The 16,534-nt window shown below is 69.6% G+C and carries 14 protein-coding genes; 10 read left to right on the forward strand and 4 right to left on the reverse strand.

All coding sequences use genetic code 11. The features are described 5' to 3' along the window. Positions 1-80 precede the first annotated feature (80 nt). Positions 81-968 carry a helix-hairpin-helix domain-containing protein gene (locus tag ACYR7D_RS13020; protein WP_459549769.1) on the forward strand — a complete coding sequence of 296 codons (888 nt, stop codon included), beginning with the start codon at positions 81-83 and terminating at the stop codon, positions 966-968. A gap of 106 nt (positions 969-1,074) precedes the next feature. Beyond that, on the forward strand, positions 1,075-2,688 hold the full coding sequence (locus tag ACYR7D_RS13025) for a ComEC/Rec2 family competence protein (RefSeq protein WP_459549770.1): 1,614 nt from the start codon (positions 1,075-1,077) through the stop codon (positions 2,686-2,688). On the opposite strand, the gene ACYR7D_RS13030 is transcribed toward ACYR7D_RS13025, so the two are convergent. Then, positions 2,659-3,477 carry a TetR/AcrR family transcriptional regulator gene (locus ACYR7D_RS13030; RefSeq protein WP_459549771.1) on the reverse strand — a complete coding sequence of 273 codons (819 nt, stop codon included), beginning with the start codon at positions 3,475-3,477 and terminating at the stop codon, positions 2,659-2,661. The genes ACYR7D_RS13025 and ACYR7D_RS13030 overlap by 30 nt on opposite strands. A 222-nt stretch (positions 3,478-3,699) precedes the next feature. Here ACYR7D_RS13030 and ACYR7D_RS13035 point away from each other — a divergent pair, with 222 nt between their 5' ends. The 4 genes from ACYR7D_RS13035 (at position 3,700) to holA (ending at position 7,566) form a co-directional block, all read left to right on the forward strand. Further along, positions 3,700-4,803 carry an FAD-dependent monooxygenase gene (locus ACYR7D_RS13035; RefSeq protein WP_459549772.1) on the forward strand — a complete coding sequence of 368 codons (1,104 nt, stop codon included), beginning with the start codon at positions 3,700-3,702 and terminating at the stop codon, positions 4,801-4,803. A 107-nt stretch (positions 4,804-4,910) separates the two neighbouring features. After that, positions 4,911-5,588 carry a TetR/AcrR family transcriptional regulator gene (locus tag ACYR7D_RS13040; RefSeq protein WP_459549773.1) on the forward strand — a complete coding sequence of 226 codons (678 nt, stop codon included), beginning with the start codon at positions 4,911-4,913 and terminating at the stop codon, positions 5,586-5,588. Continuing rightward, positions 5,585-6,520, forward strand: coding sequence for an alpha/beta fold hydrolase (locus tag ACYR7D_RS13045; RefSeq protein ID WP_459549774.1), 936 nt, complete (start codon positions 5,585-5,587; stop codon positions 6,518-6,520). Before ACYR7D_RS13040 ends, ACYR7D_RS13045 begins: the two co-directional genes overlap by 4 nt. A 74-nt stretch (positions 6,521-6,594) precedes the next feature. Continuing rightward, positions 6,595-7,566 carry a DNA polymerase III subunit delta gene (holA, locus tag ACYR7D_RS13050; RefSeq protein WP_459549775.1) on the forward strand — a complete coding sequence of 324 codons (972 nt, stop codon included), beginning with the start codon at positions 6,595-6,597 and terminating at the stop codon, positions 7,564-7,566. A 27-nt stretch (positions 7,567-7,593) separates the two neighbouring features. Here holA and ACYR7D_RS13055 read toward each other — a convergent pair whose 3' ends face one another. Both ACYR7D_RS13055 and rpsT read right to left on the reverse strand, forming a co-directional pair. Continuing rightward, the gene (locus tag ACYR7D_RS13055) at positions 7,594-7,836 is read right to left on the reverse strand and encodes a hypothetical protein (protein WP_459549776.1); all 243 of its coding nucleotides are present in this window, start codon (positions 7,834-7,836) and stop codon (positions 7,594-7,596) included. 149 nt (positions 7,837-7,985) lie between these two features. After that, positions 7,986-8,246, reverse strand: a complete 261-nt coding sequence (rpsT, locus tag ACYR7D_RS13060) for a 30S ribosomal protein S20 (protein WP_459549777.1) — start codon at positions 8,244-8,246, stop codon at positions 7,986-7,988. A gap of 312 nt (positions 8,247-8,558) precedes the next feature. On the opposite strand from rpsT, the gene ACYR7D_RS13065 reads away from it, so the two are divergent. Further along, positions 8,559-9,353, forward strand: a complete 795-nt coding sequence (locus tag ACYR7D_RS13065; RefSeq protein WP_459549778.1) for an aquaporin — start codon at positions 8,559-8,561, stop codon at positions 9,351-9,353. Between the two features lie 14 nt (positions 9,354-9,367). On the opposite strand, the gene ACYR7D_RS13070 is transcribed toward ACYR7D_RS13065, so the two are convergent. After that, the gene (locus tag ACYR7D_RS13070; protein WP_459549779.1) at positions 9,368-9,946 is read right to left on the reverse strand and encodes a type II toxin-antitoxin system PemK/MazF family toxin; all 579 of its coding nucleotides are present in this window, start codon (positions 9,944-9,946) and stop codon (positions 9,368-9,370) included. A 135-nt stretch (positions 9,947-10,081) separates the two neighbouring features. Here ACYR7D_RS13070 and lepA point away from each other — a divergent pair, with 135 nt between their 5' ends. From lepA to ACYR7D_RS13085, 3 genes are all read left to right on the forward strand, one after another. Then, on the forward strand, positions 10,082-11,959 hold the full coding sequence (lepA, locus tag ACYR7D_RS13075; protein WP_459549780.1) for a translation elongation factor 4: 1,878 nt from the start codon (positions 10,082-10,084) through the stop codon (positions 11,957-11,959). 189 nt (positions 11,960-12,148) lie between these two features. Continuing rightward, the gene (locus ACYR7D_RS13080) at positions 12,149-14,608 is read left to right on the forward strand and encodes a hypothetical protein (RefSeq protein WP_459549781.1); all 2,460 of its coding nucleotides are present in this window, start codon (positions 12,149-12,151) and stop codon (positions 14,606-14,608) included. A gap of 99 nt (positions 14,609-14,707) precedes the next feature. Beyond that, positions 14,708-16,513 carry a dynamin family protein gene (locus ACYR7D_RS13085; protein WP_459549782.1) on the forward strand — a complete coding sequence of 602 codons (1,806 nt, stop codon included), beginning with the start codon at positions 14,708-14,710 and terminating at the stop codon, positions 16,511-16,513. The last annotated feature ends 21 nt before the right edge of the window (positions 16,514-16,534 follow it).

Below are 16,534 nucleotides of genomic sequence, written 5' to 3' on the forward strand. Positions count from 1 at the left end.
GGGGCCCCTTTTCCACAGGTTTGTCGTGAGGCCAGTTCGGCGCGGATACCCACCGCTCGTGCGGGCTTAGCGTCGCGGGCATGGCACGACAAGACGAGCGCGAACGGATACGCAGGCAACTGGGTGGGCAGCTCGAGGAAACACCGGCCGCCGGCACCGGGCGCGGTCCGCAGTGGCCGGAGCCCGCGCACACCGGCGAGACCGGCCCGGTCCGCATCCCGCACTGGCTCGACGAGGAGGCCGAACCGCTCACCTGGCGGGAACGCCTGATACCGGAGCGGTTCCGCGGCGCCCGCCTGGATACCGGCCGGCGCGCGGTGCTGACCATGGCGGCCGTAGGCCTGCTCACCGCCCTGATCACCACGGTGGTCGTGCTGTGGGAACGCCCCGTCACGCAGCCCGTGCCACCGTTGCCCGCCGCGTATCCGGCCGCCCTGCCGTCCGGTTCCGGCGAGGCCGCGGTACCGGCGGATCCGGTTCCCGCTCCGGCACCACCCGCCGAACTGGTGGTGAGCGTGGTCGGTCTGGTGCGCAATCCCGGCCTGGTGCGCCTGCCACCGGGTTCCCGGGTGGCGGATGCCATCACCGCCGCGGGCGGAACGACCGCGGGCGCCGACCCGACCGGTCTCAACCTGGCCCAGCGGCTCGCCGACGGCGATCAGGTGCGCGTAGGCGCCGCCGATGCCGGCGCACCACCCGCCGGTAGCGCGACGGTCAGCGGTGGCGGGGCCCCGGCGGCCGCGCCGGGAGCTGGGGTCGCGGGGCGCCCGGCCGGCGCACCGGTGAACCTGAACATCGCCACCGAATCCGATCTCGACGCCCTGCCCGGGGTGGGTCCGGTCACGGCGAAGGCGATCATCGCCTGGCGCGCGACCAACGGGCGGTTCACGGAGGTGGAACAACTCGGCGAAGTGGACGGCATCGGCCCGGCTCGGCTGGCGCGGTTGCGCGAGTTGGTGACGATATGACCGTGCCGATCGACGGTTCCACCGGCCTACCACGGCACGGCCGATACCACCGGCTCCGCCGGTCACTCGGCTGCGCACCGGGCCGCCGGGTGCGCCGGTGAGCGGTGTGCGCCGTACGGAAGTTCTGGAACCGGTGGCCGGTCCGGACCGGGCCCGTACGGTACTGGACGCGCGATTACTTCCCGGTGGCCTGACCTGCTGGCTGGTGACGATCCTGGCGGTGGGCGCGGGGTGGTTCACCGGGGTGCTGGTCGCCCTCGGGCTGGTGGTGGTGGCCTTCGTCTGCTGGGCGCTGCTGTGGACCGGGGTCGCGCATCGCAGTGAACGGCGCCGGGCCGTCGCCATGGCGGTGCTGGGGGCCGCTCTCCTGGGTGCGGCCTTCGCGTCGGCGGCGGCCTGGCGGGAACACCAGGTGAGCGTCCACCCGCTGCGCGCGGTGCCGGCCGCGGCCACGGTACAGGTGGTGGCGGAACCGGTGGACGATCCGAAACCCGTGCGCAGCAGCGGTTCCGGGCCCGGTCGGCTCTGGGTGCTACGGGCGGAGCTACGGGAGTACCGGTATCGCGACCGGACCGTGCGCGCGGGCGGGCGGGTGGTCGTTCTCGGTACCGGGCAGCAGTGGGGTGCTCTGCTGCCCGGGCAGGCGATCGAATTCCGGGCCCGGCCCGTGCCGCCGCAGCAGCGCGACCTGACGGTGGTCGCGTTGCGGCCCGTCGGCCCGCCACAGGTCGCCGGCCCGCTGCCGTGGTGGCAGGCGGCGGCCGCGGCGGTACGCTCCGATCTGTCCGGGGCCGCCGCGGCCGTGCTCGCTACGGAGCCGGCGGGGCTGCTGCCCGCGCTGGTGGTCGGTGATACGTCGGCCCTCCCCGATCGGGTCCGCGACGAGTTCGCCGCCGCCGGACTCCAGCACCTCACGGTGGTCAGCGGCGCGAATTTCAGCATTGTGCTCACGGTGGTTCTCGCGACCACCCGTCTGCTCACCGTCGGCCCCCGGCTGTCGGTGCTGTTCGCCGCGGTGGCGCTGGTGTCGTTCGTGATCATCGCCCGTCCCGATCCCAGCGTGCTGCGCGCCGCCGCCATGGGCGCGGTCACCCTGCTGGCCGTGCTGACCGGTCGCCGTAAACAAGCTCTACCCGCCCTCTGCGCGGCCGTTATCGGGCTGCTCGCCGTTTGGCCGGCCCTGGCCGTCGAGGCCGGATTCGCCCTGTCGGTGCTGGCCACCGGCGCCCTGCTACTGCTCGCGCCCAGCTGGGCCGATCACCTCCGGGGCCGCGGTTGGTGGCGCCTGCCCGCCGAACTGGTCGCCGTCGCCGCTGCGGCCTTCGTGGTCACCGTCCCGCTCACCGTCGCCCTCTCCGGCAAGCTCAGTCTGGTATCGGTGGCCGCGAATATCCTCGTGGCGCCGGTTGTCGCCCCGATCACGATCCTCGGTGCCGCTGCCGCCGCGGCGGCTCCCTGGCGGGACGCACTCGCCGAATTGATCCTGCGTTGCGCGGCGCCGCCGCTGTGGTGGTTGCTGACCGTGGCCGCGGAGGCCGCCGCGATTCCGGGTGCGGTGATCACCGTCCCCGGTGGTACGGCGGGCGGGTTGTCGGCCGCGGTGATCGTTGCCCTCGGCATCTGCGCCCTGCGCGCCCGCTGGTTCCGGCGGTTCGCGCTGGCCGTCGCGCTGGGTGTGCTCACCGCTCAGCTACCGCTTGCGCTCTTGCCGCTCGGCTGAATCACCACCGCCCGTGGCCGGGTGGTCGTATCGAGCCACGGAAAGGTGCGATGCCACCGTGGTTCCCGGAGCCGGGTTTCCGGGATATCCCAGTCCGAGGATGCCGCTCAGGTCGCGGAGGCATTCCTCGTAGACGGGTTCGAGGTCGGAGTAGGCGAAGTCCAGCTGGTGCAGAACCTCCATGCACAGCAGGCCGTACAGCCGGATCCAGCAGGACAGGAAGATATGGGCGGCCTCCGGCGGCAGCCGGCCCTCGATGGTGGCCGAGTAGGCGGCGAGCTGTTCGCGTAACGAGGCGGGTAGCTCGGCCGGATCGGGTACCGGGAACGGCTGGGTCCGCCACAGCTCGACCGTGAGATCCAGCAGGATCTCTTCGAACCGCCGTCCCGCGCGGTGGCGTTCGGAACCGGGGTTGCGGTTCGTGGGGCTGATCGGGCCCGCGAAGATCCAGCCGAACTCGGCCGGGTGGGCGACCGCCCAGCCACGCATGGCCCGGCAGACCGCCAGTATCCGTTCGCCGACCGGCGCGTCGGCCCGAGCGTCGCGGGCCTGCTCCATCGCGGCGGCCAGTTCGCCGAAGAAATCCGCGGTCACGGCGCCGACCAGCGCGTCGTGACCCGAGTAGTAGTGATACAGGGCCGGGCCGCTCATCCCGACCCGTCTGGCCACGGCATTGATGGTCACCGCGGCCGGACCCTCCTCGACCAGGAGTGCGCGTACCGCCTCGTGGATCTCTCCCAAGGTGGCCTTGCGCAGTCTTTCGCGTCTTCCACCGGCTCCTGTCGACATCGTCACCCTTCTGCTCGTAGCGCCACTCATTGACACTTTAGACCCTTTATGGTTCCTTAATGGCATTAAGAAAACCTAGAGAGAATAGGAGACCGGAATGGCGGATTGGTGGTGGGTTCCACCGGTGCTCGTGCTGGTGGTGACGGCTGTGTGGTGGCGTCGGTCCAGGACCGCGCATATGCGCCGGGCCGCCGGAACGGGTGATAAGCGAACGAGCCGGCGATGAAGGCGCTCATAGTCGGAGGTGGGATCGGTGGCCTGGCCGCCGCCGTGGCCTTCCATCAGCGTGGATGGCAGGTCGAAGTACTCGAACGCGCGTCGCGATTCACCGAGATCGGCGCGGGGTTGTCCATCCAGCCCAACGGCCTCCGGGCGCTCGATACGCTCGGACTCGGCGACGCGCTACGCGCCGGTGGGGCGTCGGGTCCACCTCTGGGTATCCGCCGCAAGCAAGGGTCCTGGCTGATCCGCAACGATATCGACGAGCTCGAGCGCCGCTTCGGCCCGTGGGCGGTCATCCACCGGGCCGATCTCGTGGACCTGCTGCGCGCGGCCGTGCCCACCGCCGTGTTGCGGCCCGGAACCACGGTGCGGCAGGTGGACCCCGACGGCACGGTGGTCCACGACGAGGGCACCTCGACCGCGGATCTCGTGGTGGGCGCCGACGGTGTGCACAGCGTGACCCGGCGGTCCGTCTGGCCCCAGGCGCCCGGGCCGCGCTATGTCGGCTACACCACCTGGCGTCTCATCACATCGTCTCCTTCCGTTGCGGCGAGCGTGGAAACGTGGGGGAGGGGGCGGCGGTTCGGCCAGGTGCCGATGCCCGACGGTCGCGTCTACTGCTACCTGATGGCCAACGCCGCGGCCGGCTCCCGGATCGGTCTCGACCGGCTCCGCGAACAGTTCGCCGGGTGGCACGATCCCATCCCCGCCCTGCTCGCCGGCGCGCGCGAGGACAGCGTCCTGCAGCACGACACTTACGAGCTCCCGGAACTGAGCACCTACGCCACCGGGAAGGTCGCGATCCTCGGCGACGCCGCGCATGCGATGACCCCGAATCTGGGGCAGGGTGCCTGCCAGGCACTCGAGGACGCGGTCACGCTGGCCGCGGTGGTGGACACGCTCGGTGTGGCCGCGGGCCTGCGCGAATACGACCGCCGCCGCCGGCCTCGTACCCAGCTGATCGCCCGGCTCTCCCAGCGGGTCGGGGCCCCCGCGCACTGGACGTCCCCATCTCTGACCGCATTACGTGACGCGGCACTCCCGCTGGTCCCCAGCGCGCTCTTCGGGCGCTCGATAACTCCCGCCTACGACTGGGCGCCCTGATCCCGCCCGCCGGGCAAAAGCTCCCTCGGATTGTTCCGGTGACCGGGCGAGGCATCGTGTACTTTAGTGACCAAAGATATAAATCTGGTCACTAAAGGAGGTATCCGATGCCTCGTCCGCGCGTACCCGACCGTCGAGGACGCATCCTCACGGCGGCGCAGGAGCTGATCTCGGACAGGGGCTGGCCGGACACCACGGTGGCCGATATCGCGACCCGGGCGGGTATCGGGAAGGGCGCCGTATATCTCGAGTTCCCGGACAAGTCCGCGATTCTCGCGGCCGTCCTGAATCGCAGTATGCGGCGGATGACCGCCCGGGTGCACCGCCGGGTGCTCGGCGCGCAGCACCTGGTGGATCTCCCCGCGGTGTACCGCTTCGGGGTGGAGGCGCTCCTGGACGACCCGCTGATGCGTGCGCTGTACCTCGGTGATCAGGCAGTTCTGGGTGAACACGTCCGAGGCGTAACCGATGACCGCTACCTGCGCCGAATGGGCTGGCTCGGCGACTACATCACCCGCCTGCAGGACAGCGGAGCAGTCGACCCGGCGGTCCCCGCGGACACGATCGTCCGGGTGCTGAGTGTTTTCACCCTGGGGATGGTTCATGCGCCCGGCGTACTGGGCGCGACCACACCGGAGGAACTGTCGGAGGCCGTCGGCCTCTTCGCCGGCCTCGTGGGCCGCGGACTGGCCACCGGACGCCCGGTCGATCCCGAGGCCGCTCGCGCCGCGCAACTCGCTCTGCTCGAACGTCTGAACGCCCAACTCGACCTGCTGGAGGAATGATGGCCGACCTCTTCGACGACTACACCGATATCACCGTTTCCGGCGGCCCCGTGCGGCTCTACCGCGCGGGTGAAGCCGGCCCGCCGCTCCTGCTGTTGCACGGGGGAATGCTGGATACCGCGCAGGGAGTGTGGCGCAATATCGTGCCGGACCTCGCCCGCGACTATCGGGTATACCTCGTCGACCTTCCCCGCCACGGCGGCAGCAGGCCGTGGTCCGGCGTGCTCGACGACGCGTTCTACCGGCGGTTCCTCGGCGATCTGCTCGACAGCCTGGACCTACCGCGGGTGGCGATCATCGGGCTCTCGCTGGGAGCCGGTATCGCGACGGGCTACGCACTGGACCACCCCGAACGGGTCACCGCCCTGATCGCCGTCGGGCCCGGTGGAATCGGCGCCCGGCGGACGGCGCAGTTTCTCACCTGGTTGATCGTTCGTTCCCCGGCGGTCATGCGACTGACGAGCCGGTATCTCGCAAGCCGGCCGCGGACGATCCGTAAGTCCATGCGCGCCAATCTCGTAGCAGGCGAACGCACCCGGGATTTCGAGACCATCGTGGAACTGGTCACCGCGGAAGCGGTGGCAAAGGCGAAGTACCGTGAGCCGGCGCTGGACGACTGGATGACGCGGGCGTACGGGCCGCGCGCGATGCGGCTCGACCTGCTGCCCGAGCTCTCGGAGCTGACCGTCCCGACGCTGTGGGTCCGCGGTGATCGGGACCCACTCGTCGGAGAGACCGAACTGTCGGCCGCGGCCGCGGCCACACCGAACGGACGGATGGTGACGATCCCCGGCGCCGGGCATATCGTCACCTACGACCGGCCCGAGGAGTTCGGCCGGTTGGCCCGGGACTTCTTGGACCGAGCGCTCGGCAACCTCCGGTCCCCGGGCGAGGACGGCGCGGAGCCGGGGGACCGGCGCACGGCCGGGTAGTGCGAAGGAGCGCCGCCACCGGCCGGCGAGGCCGATAGCGGCCTGCGTCGGGGTCCGGCCGTACGATCTGAGCCGTGAGCGAGCGACCTGCGGCGGTGCATCTGGTTCTGGGGGACGAGGAACTGCTGATCCAGCGGGCGGTGGCGGGGGTGACCGCACAGGTCCGGGCGGTTGCACCGGACCCCGAATCGGTACCGGTGGATCGGTTGCGGGCCGGTGACGCCAGCAGCGCCGAACTGGCGGAGTTGCTGAGCCCGTCGCTGTTCGCCGAGGACCGGGTGATCATCCTGGAATCGGCGGACCAGGCGGGAAAGGATGCCGTGGCGGTGATCTCCGAGGCGGCGGCCGCGCCACCCGAGGGGGTGGTGCTGATGGTGGTGCATTCGGGCGGGGGCCGCGCCAAGGCGCTGGTGCCTTCGCTGCGGAAGGCCGGTGCGGTGGTGCACGAATGCGCGAAACCCACCAGGGCCACCGAACGCGCCGAATTCGTGCGAGCGGAGTTCAAGGCTGCCGGAGTGCGTGTTCCGGCGGATGCGGTGCAGGCGGTGCTGGACGCGGTGGGCTCGGAGCTGCGGGAACTGGCGGCCGCCTGTTCGCAGCTGGTCGCCGATACCGGGGGAAAGGTCGATGTCGAGGCGGTGCGGCGGTACTACTCCGGTAAGGCGGAGGTATCCGGTTTCGAGGTCGCGGATCTGACGGTCGCGGGGGACCGGGCGGGGGCCGTGGAGGCATTGCGGTGGGCGCAGGACCGGGGCGTGCCGCATGTGGTGCTGGCGGATGCTCTGGCCGATTCGGTGCACACCATCGCGAAGGTCGGTTCCGCGGGTCGGGGGGATCCGTTCAAGCTGGCGGGTCCGCTGGGATTGCCACCGTGGAAGGTGAAGAAAGCGCAGGCGCAGGCGCGGGGCTGGACTCCGGCCACGATCGGCTCCGCGCTGCGGGTTGTGGCGACGCTGAACGCCGATGTCAAAGGCGGCGCCGCGGACTCCGGCTTCGCGCTCGAGGATGCCGTGCTGAAACTGCTGGCCCTCCACGGGCGTGGCTGACGGGCACGGACGGGCCGGCGGATCGCCTCAGTCCACCGTGCTCAGTTCCAGCGCCTCCTCGGCGGCTTCGTCGTAGCGGCCGTCCCACTCCTCGTAGACGGGTGTCTCCTCGTCCCGGGTGACCATCCAGACCACCACCTGTGTCCCGTCATCGGCGGGGACCAGCACGTTCTCGATTTTCACGCCGATACCGAGTACTTCGGCGGCCCGGATCACACCGGGTAGATCCTCGGCTTGGACCACTGACTGATTTGCGTACAGCATCACCATGCGCCGCATGCTACGGCAGGAATGTACCGACCGGACGGGCGCCATCCGCAAGGACGGCAAAAACCGGCACCGACCGGCACCTGGACACACCGAAAGCCGCCGTGGTCGTCGAAGTCCGCGGCGGCTGTGCGTGAGCGATCAGGAGATTGTCAGAGCTTGTTCAGCGCGAGCGCCATCGCCGACTTCTTGTTGGCGGCCTGGTTGGCGTGGATAACGCCCTTGGAGGCGGCCTTGTCGAGCTTGCGGCTCACGAAGCGCAGCCGTTCGGTGGCGGCTTCCTTGTCGCCGGCCGCGGCGGCCGCCCGGAAGGCGCGGATATAGGTGCGCAGCTCGGACTTGACCGACTGGTTGCGCTGACGCCGCGCCTCATTGGTGCGGATCCGCTTGATCTGGGACTTGATATTGGCCACGCCGGTATCCTCTGGTTCCTGTCTGGTTCGGTCGGAAAGTCTGTGTGCACCCCCGCCCTGGGTGTACATCCCTCCGGGATGCCCGGGCACGGGGTAGGCAACGCCGGTTGGTCAGATTACCAGCACGTGGCGACGCGGCGAAATCGTGGGTGAATCGTCACATCGCCGACAAGGGATGTCGTTGTGCCGAGCGAGGGCCCAGCGTAACGTCCAGCGCGATCGGTGTACGAGTTTTCCCAGCAGGACCCAGGTTTTCCCGGTGCGCGCCCCGATACCGGCCGGGGCGGTGATCCTCTCGGAAGGCGGACGGACATGTCTCCCACTGCGCAGGAAAAGGAAGCTGTTCTCGAAGGCGTGGAACCGGCGGTTCCGTCCGATCCCAGGAAATGGGGCGCCGAGGCGATGGGTACGTTCGTGCTGGTGATGGGTGGTGTGGGGACCGCCGTGCTGGCCGGGGACAAGGTGGGTCCGCTGGGTGTGGCGCTGGCCTTCGGGCTCTCCCTGCTGCTGCTGGTCTACGCGATCGGTCCGGTGTCCGGCTGTCATGTCAATCCGGCCGTGACGGTGGGGCAGTTCCTGATGGGCCGGTTGTCGCCGGTGAGCGCCGTGGGCTACCTCGTCGCGCAGCTGGCCGGCGGTCTGCTCGCGGGTCTGGTGCTGTTCGCGATCGCGAAGAATCTACCTTCCTACGATCGGGCGGTGGACGGTCTCGGGGCGAACGGCTGGGGCGCGCACAGCCCGTCGGCGGTCACCGGTCCGTCCGGGGAGGTGGTGATCGAGAACGGTTACGGCCTGGCCGCGATGATCATCGTCGAGGTCATGCTCACCGCGCTGCTCGTCTTCGTGGTCCTGGCCTCGACCGATCAGATCTCCGATATTCCGCAAGCGGGGCTGGCCATCGGTTTCACCCTCACCGTCGTCCACCTGATCTCGATCCCGGTGGACAACACCTCGGTGAACCCCGCCCGCAGTCTCGCGGTGGCTCCCTACCAGGACGGCGCGATGGGCCAGCTGTGGGCATTCATCGTCTTCCCGCTGATCGGCGGGGTACTGGGCGCCCTGTTCTACGGCCTGCTGTTCGGGCGGTCGCGCGAACTGGAGGTCTGAGCCGCTGTTCGCCCTCAGCTCCAGTGGTACTCGCGGACCAGGCGGTGGGCGATCCGGTCGAACAGTTCGCGGGGCAGGATGGCGCCTTCACGGCGGATTCCGTCCTCGGGGACATCGAGCACCCGGTCCAGCCGCACCCAGCTGTCGCGGCCCTGGTGGTCCCAGGTGCCGGCGCCGATACCGACCCAATCCGGATCCTGGGCGCGGACGGGGTTGGAGCTGAGCATGAGGCCGAGCAAGGTGTGGCGGTCGCGGCCGACGACCAGGACCGGGCGGTCCTTGCCGTTGCTCGGATCCTCTTCGAACGGGACCCAGGTCCACACGATCTCCCCGGGGTCGGCCCGGCCGTCCAGGTGCGGGGCGTAAACGACCTGCCGGGCACGCTGGGCGGTGGGAACCGGGGTGGATGCGGCGGGCCGGACCGGTACGCCCGCGGCACGTGGGGAGCGGCGGGAACGACCCGTGCCGCGCGCGCCCCGGCGGTCCAGCAGGGCCTCGACCAGCCTCGGCGCCTGCCGCCGCACGATCTCGGGGCCCTGCTGTTTCGCTATCGCGGTGAGCTGCTTGCCGAGACTGTTCCAACTGCGGGCCATCTCTGGAGGATAACGGCACGCTCCGACCGGTGAAATCCTCGCGCCGGGCCGCGTCGGGTACGGCCGGGGCCGGACCTGGGGGTCGGTGGCCGGAGTCCAGCATGGGACGATGGTGACCAGTACGCCCGATACCCCATGAGGAGTGGAGTGCCCGCCAGCTTCGCCGATACGACGTTCACCGATCCGTCGCGGATCCGGAACTTCTGCATCATCGCGCACATCGATCACGGTAAGTCGACGCTGGCCGACCGGATGCTCCAGCTCACCGGGGTCGTCGAGGAACGGCAGATGCGTGCCCAGTACCTGGACCGGATGGATATCGAACGGGAACGCGGTATCACCATCAAGGCCCAGAACGTGCGGTTGCCCTGGAAACCGGGCACCGGTGCGCACGCGGGCGAGGATTTCGTCCTGCACCTGATCGATACGCCCGGCCACGTGGACTTCACCTATGAGGTGTCGCGGGCCCTGGAGGCCTGCGAGGGCGCGATCCTGCTGGTGGACGCCGCGCAGGGGATCGAGGCGCAGACGCTGGCGAATCTGTATCTGGCACTGGACAAGGATCTGGCGATCATCCCGGTGCTGAACAAGATCGACCTACCGGCCGCCGATCCCGACCGCTACGCGGCCGAACTGGCCCATATCGTCGGGTGCGAACCCGAGGACGTACTGCGGGTATCCGGGAAGACCGGGGTGGGTGTGGCCGAGTTGCTGGATCGGGTGATCGAGCAGGTGCCGCCGCCGGAGGGACGTGCCGATGCGCCGGCGCGGGCGATGATCTTCGATTCGGTCTACGACACCTATCGCGGTGTGGTCACCTACGTGCGTGTGGTCGACGGCAAGCTGACCCCGCGCGAGAAGATCAAGATGATGTCCACCGGGGCCACCCACGAACTGCTGGAGATCGGTATCGTCTCCCCGGAACCCAAACCCACGCAGGGGCTGGGTGTCGGGGAGGTCGGCTATCTGATCACCGGTGTGAAGGATGTCCGGCAATCGAAGGTCGGCGATACCGTCACCTCTGCCCGTAACGGTGCCGAGGAACCGCTGACCGGGTATCGGGAACCCCGCCCGATGGTGTACTCGGGTCTGTACCCGGTGGACGGATCCGATTACCCGGACCTGCGCGACGCCTTGGAGAAGCTCCAGCTCAACGATGCCGCGCTCACCTTCGTTCCGGAGACGTCGGTGGCGCTGGGCTTCGGCTTCCGCTGCGGTTTCCTGGGGCTGCTGCATATGGAGATCACGCGCGAACGACTGCAGCGCGAGTTCGGTCTCGACCTGATCTCCACCGCGCCGAATGTGGTGTACCGGGTGGTGATGGACGACGGCACGGAGCATACCGTGACGAATCCCTCGTACTGGCCGGAAGGCAAGGTGGGTACGGTCTTCGAACCGGTGGTCAAGACCACCATCATCGCGCCGAGCGAATTCATCGGCGCCATCATGGAGCTGTGCCAGTCGCGGCGAGGGGAGCTCGGTGGAATGGACTACCTTTCCGAGACCCGGGTGGAGTTGCGCTACACCCTGCCGCTGGCCGAGATCATCTTCGACTTCTTCGATTCGCTGAAATCACGCACCCGCGGCTACGCCTCGCTGGACTACGAGGAAGCGGGAGAACGGGAATCCCAGCTCGTCAAGGTGGATATCCTGCTGCAGGGTGAAGCGGTCGACGCCTTCAGCGCCATCGTGCACCGGGACGCCGCCCAGGCCTACGGCCACAAGATGACCACCAAGTTGCGCGAACTGATCCCGCGTCAGCAGTTCGAGGTGCCCATCCAGGCGGCCATCGGCTCGAAGATCATCGCTCGTGAGAACATTCGCGCCATTCGCAAGGACGTGCTCGCCAAATGCTACGGCGGTGATATCAGCCGTAAGCGCAAACTGCTGGAGAAGCAGAAGGAAGGCAAGAAGCGGATGAAGACGATCGGCCGGGTCGACGTTCCGCAGGAAGCCTTCGTGGCCGCGCTGTCCTCCGACGCGCAGGCCGATAAGCCGAAGGACAAGAAGTAGGCGGCCGGCCTTTCCCCCGGAACGGTTGATACCGACCGGGTCTCCGCGCGTCACCGTCACCGTCCGCAGCCGCAGTATCCGCCGATAACAAAAATGTGACAGCCGTAGATGTCGACAATAGGCTGTGGGCGGACCCGCGCCGGCAGACGCCTGTGCGGGCGCTGGTGAACGCGAGAGTGGAGTACTGGGATGGCGCGTGATCTGCCGTTCGACGGCGCTGCCGAATTGCCGTTCGACGGCGATGCCGACCTGCCGTTCGACGATGACGCGCCCGCCGGACAGGGCGGTGACACCGCCTACCGTATCGCCAGTGCCGCAGCGCGAGTCGCTCGTGGCGGCGCGTATGTGACCGGAGGCGCGCTCATCGCGTCCAACGGCGGCGGGGTCCCGGCGGCGCCCAGCGAACTCGACAGTCGCAATACCGGGTGGGCGCACAATGCCGATCCGGATCCCGATGTTCCCAGCCCGGTCGTCACATTCCCGGATCCCGAACCCGTACCGGCCGAACCGGAGGATATGCCGTTCGGCTCCGAGGGGGACGCGAGCGTCACCATGCCGCTCCCGTACGGCACCTTGGATATCCAGGTCGGCGGCTCCGACGATTTCGATTTCGGCGATATGGGCGACTACGGCGTTCCGTACATGGAACAGGTGCCGTACATGGACCAGGTGCCCGGCCTGGAGCTGGTGCCGGGCGGGCCGGACGCGGGGACGCCCGATCCCGGCTTCATGCCCGGGACCGGGGTGCCCGAGGCGGTGGTCCCGAGTGCGCCGGAACTCGGCATGCCCGATGCCGGTTCGCCGCCCGCGACCGGCGGTATCCCGGGCTGGGACGGTATTCCCGGCCTGGACGAGGACTTTCCCGTACCGGGCACCGAAGGTTTCGGGGTACCGGGTGATTTCGATCTGCCCGCGCCGGAGGACGCCTTCCACACCGATATCTTCGATCTGCCCGGATTCGATCCCACCTCGGCCGGTACGGCACGATCGGTGGCACAGGACTCCACCGACCCGGACTGGGGTTTCGAACTGTCCGACTTCCTCGCCCGCCCGGCGCGGGGCGATACCGGGAAGGAATCACGTGACGACACCCCCGGCGAACGTGACAGGGAAGCCGACGAGTCCGACCACGTCCGGCCCGACGAATACTTCGACGGCGGACCGGTGTTCGTCGACGCGGATACGGCCCTGGACATCACCGTCGGGGCGAACGGGGTGTGGCTGAACGCCGAATGGCGGATCGATATCGGACCGGGCGAAGCCGGTGCGGTCGACGATCAACTCGACCAGTACCTGGGCTGGGCGAATTCCGGTGCCGCGGTATCGGAATCGCTGCCGCCCGGTTCGCCGCGGCCGGGTCCGGCGGACTCGGCCGCGGAGAATACGCCCAACGGCGTCGGCTCCGATACCGCCGCGGAGGCGACGGTCGCCGGCGCGGGTTCGGGGACCACATCCGCCGCCCCCGCTCCCGCGTTCGCTTCCGGCGCGGCGCCGGCCGCGGCCCCGGTGATGCCCGCCGCGGCGCCCGCACCGATGGCGGCTCCCGCGGCGCCCGCCCCCGCCGCGGTCTCCATGGCAGCCGCGCCGGTGGTTCCCGCTCCTGCCCCGCCTCCGGTCGCTCCCGCAGCGATGGCGCCGACGGTGCAGCCGGTCGCGGCCACACCGTTGCAGACCACGGTGCAGCCCGATGTGGCCACCACACCGATGGCCCACGTCTTCCACGCCCCGGCGGGACCGTCGCCGTTGACGGCGCCGGCCGAGCAGGTACCGGATCTGTTCCCGCGTCCGCCGCAGCCGCCGGCCGGTGAGTCCCGGCCACCCGCCGAGCCCGCCGGCCCGGAAGTGAGCACATCAGTGGTGCCCACGACGACCGCCCCGGTCACCACCACCGGTACCACCACGCCGGGCGTGACGACCACCGGTCCGGAGGGCACCACGTCCACCGGCCCGGAGGCGGGTACCACTACGCCGGACGGCAGCAGCACCCCCTCGCTCGGCGGCAGTACGACCACCTCCCCCGGCGGCTCGACCTCTCCCGGCGGCTCGACCTCACCCGACGGCTCGACCTCACCCACGGAGGTCACCGATACCGGCGGCTCGCCCACGACGGATCCGTCCACCGGGGCGACCACGTCCGGACCGGAACCGTCCACCGGAACCGGATGGCCGACCACCACGGACCCGTCCCCGTCCACCGGAACCGGCGACGGGAGCGGCACCACCACCGATCCCATCGGCGAGACGGGCACCGGCGGCCCTTCCACCGGCGAGCAGCTGCCGGGCGAAACCCCCTCCCCCGTGGAGGTTCCCACTCAGCAGCTACCGACCGATAACGCACCCTCGGCCGAGGTGCCGACGGTGAGCGTGCCCACCCAGCAGCCGACCGCTCCGGATGTAGCGGTGCCGACGATGCCGCAACCGATGCCGACACCGCTACCGGCGCCACAGCTCGAGCCCATTGCCGACCACGGCGCCGCGGTGGTTCCGTACGATGTGCACGGGATCGCGACCACACCGTCGACCGAGTACGGCGTGCTCGGTCTCGCGGGCGGCGATCTCACCGGTGAGTCGTCGGCGGGCCTGCTGCCGCAGACCGCGATCGTGGCCGAGGACCCGATCGGGGATCTCGGGCACTGGGTATATTTCTGACGGTTCATGGCCGATGCCGGGTTCGTCCGGCCGGACGGGGTGGATGATCGGCCGGTCGCGGTCGATGACGTGATGTTTCGCCGAGAGTGAGGAGCAGGCTTGTCTGCCGTAGCCGGACCGCAGGCCGCCACGGTGAAGAATCCGGATGTGATGGCCCCCCTCATCCAGATCATCGATGAGTTGCGGGATGTATCCCGTACCGCGAGCCGTAACGATCTGCGCGGCCGGTTGGGGATGGTCCGCGCCCGGGTCGCCGATACCCGCGTACGGCTGGTGGTCGTCGGAGCCCCCAAGAGCGGGATGAGCACGCTGGTGAACGCGCTGGCGGGTGCGCCGATCAGTGCCACCGACAGCGCCATCAGCGTGCCGGCGATCGTGGAATACGGTCCGGAGCCCTCGGCCACGCTGATCCGCCGGGAGGGCGGCGGGCGGATCCGCCGCCAGCCGGTCGATCCGCTGAACCCGGCGCCCGCGCTCATGGCGAAAGGGGTGATCCGCGCCGATTTCACCCAGCCCAGTCCACTGCTGGCCGAGGGGATCGTGCTGATGGACGCCCCGGGGGCCGCTGTACAGGATCGCACCACGTGGTCGATGATCGCCGCCGCCGATGCCGTGCTCTACGTCAGCGATGCGAGCGCCGAGTACACCAGGGAGCAGATCGCGCATCTGCGCCGGATCGGACAGGTGTGCTCCACCGTGATCTGCGTGCTCAACAAGATCGACCGCAATGCGCACTGGGCCCATGTGCAGGAGCGCAATCGGGCGCTGCTCGACGCGGCGGGACTGGGTTACGCGGTGGCGCCGGTTTCGGCCGAGATCCATCGGGCGGCCATGCAATCCGGGGATCAGCAGCGGGCCATCGAATCCGGTCTGCCCCAGCTGGTCGAGCATCTACGCCGGTACGTCGTGGCGCATGCCGACGCGATGGCCGTGAAATCGGCGGTCCGCGATATCCAGCTCGTCGGCGATCACCTCGGGGCGGTGCTGCGCACCGAAGCCGATACGCTGCGCGATCCACGCCGGCGCGCGCATGTCCTCCAGCAGCTGGCCACCGCCCGGGATCAGGCGGATCAACTGCGGCAGCGCACCGCGACCTGGCAGATCACGCTCGCCGACGGCAGCACCGAGCTGATGGCCGATATCGAACACGACCTCCGGCACCGGTTGCGCAGCCTGGTGCGCGATGCCGAGACCGAGATCTCACGGGTCGATCCCGGCCGCCGCTGGGAACAGTTCGGGCGGGAGTGGGAGGCCCGCAGCGCCGACGCCGTAGCGGAGAACTTCGAACTGGCGAACATCCGCGCCGAGGAACTGGCCGATCAGGTGGCGGCCCGGTTCCCGGCCGACCACCGCCGGCCGGAACTGCCGGATATCCGGCCGCCGTACCCCGCGGAACTCCTCGACGAGGTGGCGCCCCTCGAACCGCTGCAGACCACGAAGGTAGCCGCCGTCGAACAGTTCCTGTCCGCGTTGCGCGGCTCCTACGGGGGGATCCTGATGGTGGGCCTGGCCACCAGCCTGCTGGATATGCCCCTGGTGAACTGGTACTCGGCCGGGGCGGGCCTGCTGCTCGGTCTGCACGTGCTGTGGGAGGACCGGCGGGCGCGCAGACTGCGTCGTCAGGCCGAGGCCAAAGTGGCACTGTCGCGCTGGATGGACGATGTCGTCTTCCAGGTGGGCAAGGAGTCACGGACCCGCCTGCGCGAGGTACAGCGAATACTGCGGGACCATTTCACCGATATCGCCACCGACGCGCTGCGCGCCGCCGACGAGGCATTGCGCGTCGCCGAGGAAGCGGGAGCGCAATACGGCGACCGCGGCGAGGAACGTCTTGCCCGGCTGGATACCGAACTCGGCAGGCTGCGTGGTCTGCGGCAGCAGGCCGACAGTATCGATGCGGCATAGCGCCGGCCCCGGGTGCCGGCG

Source organism: Nocardia sp. X0981, assembly GCF_977089955.1.

Coding starts and splice junctions, on each gene's coding strand:
- ACYR7D_RS13035 (WP_459549772.1), top strand. CDS start 3,700: ATGAAGGCGCTCATAGTCGGAGGTGGGATCGGTGGCCTGGCCGCCGCC.
- ACYR7D_RS13040 (WP_459549773.1), top strand. CDS start 4,911: ATGCCTCGTCCGCGCGTACCCGACCGTCGAGGACGCATCCTCACGGCG.
- ACYR7D_RS13080 (WP_459549781.1), top strand. CDS start 12,149: ATGGCGCGTGATCTGCCGTTCGACGGCGCTGCCGAATTGCCGTTCGAC.
- ACYR7D_RS13030 (WP_459549771.1), bottom strand. CDS start 3,477: ATGTCGACAGGAGCCGGTGGAAGACGCGAAAGACTGCGCAAGGCCACC.
- ACYR7D_RS13070 (WP_459549779.1), bottom strand. CDS start 9,946: ATGGCCCGCAGTTGGAACAGTCTCGGCAAGCAGCTCACCGCGATAGCG.
- ACYR7D_RS13045 (WP_459549774.1), top strand. CDS start 5,585: ATGATGGCCGACCTCTTCGACGACTACACCGATATCACCGTTTCCGGC.
- ACYR7D_RS13065 (WP_459549778.1), top strand. CDS start 8,559: ATGTCTCCCACTGCGCAGGAAAAGGAAGCTGTTCTCGAAGGCGTGGAA.
- lepA (WP_459549780.1), top strand. CDS start 10,082: ATGAGGAGTGGAGTGCCCGCCAGCTTCGCCGATACGACGTTCACCGAT.
- ACYR7D_RS13020 (WP_459549769.1), top strand. CDS start 81: ATGGCACGACAAGACGAGCGCGAACGGATACGCAGGCAACTGGGTGGG.
- ACYR7D_RS13055 (WP_459549776.1), bottom strand. CDS start 7,836: ATGGTGATGCTGTACGCAAATCAGTCAGTGGTCCAAGCCGAGGATCTA.